Source organism: Deltaproteobacteria bacterium RBG_16_64_85, assembly GCA_001798885.1.
In the GTDB taxonomy this organism is placed as follows: Bacteria; Desulfobacterota; Deferrimicrobia; order Deferrimicrobiales; family Deferrimicrobiaceae; genus FEB-35.
This window is the reverse complement of sequence record MGQW01000084.1, coordinates 4499-5713: the sequence shown is the minus strand read 5'-3', so window position 1 is coordinate 5713 and position 1215 is coordinate 4499. Positions and strand designations below refer to the sequence as shown.

1 protein-coding gene and 1 pseudogene are annotated in these 1215 nt (G+C 62.6%); both read left to right on the top strand.

Going from position 1 to position 1215, the window contains the following annotated elements; genetic code table 11:
• Positions 1 to 28 precede the first annotated feature (28 nt).
• Positions 29 to 952, top strand: coding sequence for a hypothetical protein (locus tag A2Z13_10975; protein ID OGP76510.1), 924 nt, complete (start codon positions 29 to 31; stop codon positions 950 to 952).
• Positions 953 to 955: 3 nt separating this feature from the next.
• Positions 956 to 1215 (top strand): annotated as a pseudogene (locus tag A2Z13_10970) (hypothetical protein).

Sequence of the window (1215 nt, the reverse complement as noted above, 5' to 3'; positions counted from 1 at the left end):
GTTCGTGTGCGGCGAGTCGTCCGCGCTCATGCAGTCGATCGAGGGACGGCCCGGCGAGCCGATCCCCAAGTACGTGCACATGTCCGATCGCGGGCTGTACGACAAGCCAACGAACCTGAACAACGTGGAGACCTGGGCCAACGTGCCCTTCATCGTGAACCGCGGCTCGGACTGGTACCGGACCATCGGAACGGAGGGAAGCAAGGGCACCAAGATCTTCTCGCTGGTCGGCAACATCAACAACACCGGCCAGGTCGAGGTGCCGATGGGCATCTCCTTGCGGGAGATCGTGGAAGGGATCGGCGGCGGCATTCCCAACCGCCGGAAGTTCAAGGCCGTGCAGACCGGCGGGCCCTCGGGTGGGTGCCTCCCGGCCGACTGCCTGGACGTGCCGGTGGACTTCGACCAGCTCACGAAGCTGGGGTCGATGATGGGCTCGGGCGGCATGATCGTCATGGACGAGGACTCGTGCATGGTGGACGTGGCGCGGTACTTCACCAACTTCCTGACGGAGGAATCGTGCGGCAAATGCGTGCCTTGCCGCGAGGGCGTCATGCAGCTTCGGGACATCCTGAACGACATCACGCAGGGCCGGGGCCGGGAAGGCGACGTCGAGCTGATGGAGGACCTGTCCAAGTTCGTCATCGATTGCTCGCTGTGCGGGCTGGGCCAGTCGGCGCCCAACCCGCTTTTGACCACGATCCGCTACTTCCGGGACGAGTACGTGGCGCACATCCACGACAAGAAGTGCCCGGCACGGCGCTGCACAGCGCTGATTTCGCTTCGCATCGACGTGGAGAATTGCACGGGCTGCGCATTGTGTAAGAAACAGTGCCCCACGGTCGCCATCGCCGGCGAAAAGAAAAAGACGCACGTGATCGACCCTGAAAAGTGCATCCGTTGCGGCGCGTGCTACGAGGTGTGCAAATTCGACGCGGTCATCAAGGAGTAGGTCGTGAACGCCAGGGAACACACCCTCACCATCGACGGTCGATCGATCACCGTGAAACGGGGCACCTTCCTGATCGAGGCCTGCAAAAAGCTCTGCATCGAGGTTCCGACCCTTTGCCACAACGAGAACCTCAAGCCCTACGGCGTGTGCCGATTCTGTCAGGTCGAGCTGAACGAAGGAAAGCGCACGCGGCTCGTGCCCTCGTGCGTATACGAGATCCGCAAGGACGGCTTGACGGTCACGACCGATTCGGAGCGGATCCG

Bases quoted from the DNA above. Each gene is read 5' to 3' on its own strand.
- A2Z13_10975 (OGP76510.1), top strand. From the start codon at position 29: ATGCAGTCGATCGAGGGACGGCCCGGCGAGCCGATCCCCAAGTACGTG.